The following is a 3,227-nucleotide window of genomic DNA, read 5'->3' on the forward strand; positions in this document are numbered from 1 at the left end:
CCGCTGAGGACGCCTTGCGCAGCAGCATGCCGACCACCACGGTGGACAGCCACACGACAACCCCGGTGGGCACCACGGCGATCGGTTGCCGCCACCCGCGGGAGGCCAGCCATCCGATGGCGGTGCCGGTGAGGAACGGCCACGCCGTCACCGCGATGCCGGTGACGTTGAGACCTTCGTCGTGGCTGCGGCGCCCCGCCGCGCAGAACACCAGCACACCGATGACGTCCACCGCGAGCCAGGCCAGCCACTTGAGCCGAAGCATGCAGGCAGACTACCGGGAGACGCTGCGATCCTTGACCGGGCAGCCGCGGTGAACCTAGATTCGTCAAGAATGAATACCCATTCACAAGGCGGTCTCGCGGTGGTGACCGGCGCCGGTTCGGGCATCGGCAAGGCGATAGCGTTGGGCCTCGCCGCGCGCGGCGAGCGCGTCGTCGCCGCCGACCTCGACCAGACAGCGGCATCCGCCACCGCCGGCGAACGCCCCGACCTGATCGCCGCGCTACCGGTCGATGTGGCCGACCCGGAGCAGGTCGGCGCCCTGCGGGACCGGATTCACGCCGATCTCGGCGTGCCCAACATCGTCGTCAACGCCGCCGGCTGGGACCGCACTGACCAATTCCTCAACGCCACACCGGAATTCGCGCAAAAAGTGGTCGCCATCAACTACCTGGGGCCGGTGCATGTCTGCTCGGCGTTCCTGCCGGCGATGATCGCGACGCACGGCGGTGGACGGGTGGTCAATCTGGCCAGCGATGCCGGCCGGGTCGGCAGCGCGGGCGAGAGCATCTACGCCGGCGCCAAGGGCGGGGTGATCGCACTGACCAAGTCGCTGGCCCGCGAAATGGCGCGACACCAGATCACGGTGAACTGCGTGTGCCCCGGCCCAACCGATACCCCTTTGTTTCATGCGCAACCCGAGAAATTGAAAGAAGCACTGGTCAAGGCGATCCCATTTCGCCGGCTGGCCCGGCCCGAGGAGGTCGCCGCGCCGGTGTTGTTCTTCGCCTCCGAAGCCGCCTCGTTCATCACCGGACAGGTGATCAGTGTCAGCGGCGGCCTGACCATGGCGGGTTAGTGGCAGGCTGATCCCATGAGCACTCAGACACCACCCGCCTTCGACCGCGACGACCCACTGGGCCTGGATGCCTCGCTGTCCAGCGACGAGATCGCGGTACGCGACACCACCAGAGAGTTCTGCGCCGAGCACGTGCTCCCCCACATCGCGGAATGGTTCGAGATCGGCGACCTGCCGGTCCGCGAACTCGCCAAAGGCTTCGGCCAGCTCGGCCTGCTGGGCATGCACTTGGACGGGTATGGGTGTGGCGGCGCTTCTGCCGTGCACTACGGACTGGCCTGTGTGGAGCTGGAGGCCGCCGACTCCGGTCTTCGGTCGATGGTCTCGGTGCAGGGTTCGCTGGCAATGTTCGCGATCTGGAATTTCGGGTCCGAGGAGCAGAAGCAGGAATGGCTGCCCGGCATGGCCAGCGGCGAGCTGCTCGGCTGCTTCGGGCTGACCGAACCCGACGTCGGCTCAGACCCCGCGGCGATGAAAACGCGGGCGCGCCGGGATGGTTCGGACTGGGTGCTCAACGGCCGCAAGTTGTGGATCACCAACGGTTCGGTCGCCGACGTCGCGGTGGTGTGGGCCGCCACCGACGACGGGATCCGTGGCTTCATCGTTCCCACCAGGACACCGGGGTTCACCGCCAGCACGATTCACCACAAGCTGTCGCTGCGCGCCTCGATCACCAGTGAGCTGGTGCTCGACGACGTGCGACTGCCCGCCGAGGCGATGCTCCCCGAGGCCAAGGGGTTGCGGGGTCCGCTGTCATGCCTGTCCGAGGCCCGCTACGGAATCGTTTGGGGCTCCATGGGAGCGGCGCGCTCAGCCTGGCAGGCCGCGCTGGACTACGCTACGCAACGCACCCAGTTCGGCCGCCCCATCGCCGGATTCCAGTTGACGCAGGCCAAACTCGTCGACATGGCGGTCGAGCTGCACAAGGGTCAGCTGTTGTCGCTGCATCTGGGCCGGCTCAAGGACAGCGTCGGGCTGCGTCCCGAACAGGTCAGCTTCGGCAAGCTCAACAACACCCGCGAGGCGATCAAGATCTGCCGCACCGCGCGAACCATCTTGGGAGGCAACGGAATATCGCTGGAGTACCCCGTCATCCGGCACATGGTCAACCTGGAATCGGTGCTCACCTACGAGGGCACACCGGAAATGCATCAGCTCGTTCTCGGCCAGGCGTTCACCGGCAGCGACGCCTTCCGCTGACAGGAGCACCCGATGGCCGCACGCCTGGAGTACACCACCGAGCATCACCAGTTCCGGGAACTGGTCCGCGATTTCGTACAACGGATGGTGGTGCCCAATCACGAGAAGTGGGAACGGGACGGCCAATGGGATCGCTCGCTGTTCATCGAGGCGGGCAAGCTGGGGCTGCTGGGCTTTTCGGTGCCCGAGCATCTCGGCGGCCCGGGCGTAACCGACTTTCGCTACAACGCGATCGTGATCGACGAGTTGCAGCGGGCGGGCGCGGCCGCCGAAGCCATTTCCTTCACGCTGCAAAACGACGTGGTGCTGCCGTATCTCACCGATTTGACGACAGCCGGCCAACAGCAGCGCTGGCTGCCCGGCGTGGTCACCGGCGAGACGGTGCTCGGTATCGCGATGACCGAGCCCGGCACCGGCAGCGATCTGGCCGGCATTCGCACCACGGCGGTGCGTGACGGCGACGACTACCTGGTCAACGGGGCCAAGACGTTCATCTCCAACGGACAGATCGGCGATCTCTTCGTCATCGCGGTGCGCACCTCGGCGGATCGGCATCAGGGGCTCTCGCTTCTGGTCGTCGACCCCGCAACACCTGGGTTCTCCCGTGGCCGCAACCTGGACAAGATCGGCCTTCACGCCCAAGACACCAGCGAGCTCACCTTCACCGACATGCGGGTGCCCACGGCGAATCTGCTCGAAGCAGAGGGCAGGGGCTTCTATCAGCTGGTGAAAAACCTGCCACAGGAGCGGCTCGCGCTGGGTGTCGGCGCGGTGGCCGCCGCGGAGGGCATTCTGGCCGAGACGCTCGATTACGTGCGCGACCGCACGGCGTTCGGCTCGCCGATCGCCAGCTTTCAGAACAGCCAGTTCGTCCTCGCCGAGCTGGCGACCGAAATCGACGTTGCCCGCACCTATCTCGACGACTGCCTGGCCGAGCACCTGGCGG

4 protein-coding genes are annotated in these 3,227 nt (G+C 66.6%); 3 read left to right on the forward strand and 1 reads right to left on the reverse strand.

The features are described 5' to 3' along the window. Positions 1-265 (reverse strand): DUF3054 domain-containing protein (locus A5625_RS00450; RefSeq protein ID WP_066988427.1); only part of this gene is annotated, 265 nt, incomplete at its 3' end. A gap of 69 nt (positions 266-334) precedes the next feature. Here A5625_RS00450 and A5625_RS00455 point away from each other — a divergent pair. The 3 genes from A5625_RS00455 to A5625_RS00465 form a co-directional block, all read left to right on the forward strand. Further along, positions 335-1,081, forward strand: coding sequence for an SDR family NAD(P)-dependent oxidoreductase (locus tag A5625_RS00455; RefSeq protein ID WP_066988428.1), 747 nt, complete (start codon positions 335-337; stop codon positions 1,079-1,081). A gap of 15 nt (positions 1,082-1,096) precedes the next feature. Continuing rightward, a complete protein-coding gene (locus A5625_RS00460) occupies positions 1,097-2,281 on the forward strand; it encodes an acyl-CoA dehydrogenase family protein (RefSeq protein ID WP_066988429.1) in 1,185 nt (394 codons plus the stop codon). 12 nt (positions 2,282-2,293) lie between these two features. Next, the coding region (locus tag A5625_RS00465; protein WP_066988430.1) for an acyl-CoA dehydrogenase family protein at positions 2,294-3,227 on the forward strand (934 nt) is incomplete at its 3' end.

Origin of the sequence: Mycobacterium sp. 1465703.0, from assembly GCF_001672975.1 — a bacterium.
Lineage (GTDB): Bacteria > Actinomycetota > Actinomycetes > Mycobacteriales > Mycobacteriaceae > Mycobacterium.

Bases quoted from the DNA above. Each gene is read 5' to 3' on its own strand.
- A5625_RS00455 (WP_066988428.1), top strand. From the start codon at position 335: ATGAATACCCATTCACAAGGCGGTCTCGCGGTGGTGACCGGCGCCGGT.
- A5625_RS00460 (WP_066988429.1), top strand. From the start codon at position 1,097: ATGAGCACTCAGACACCACCCGCCTTCGACCGCGACGACCCACTGGGC.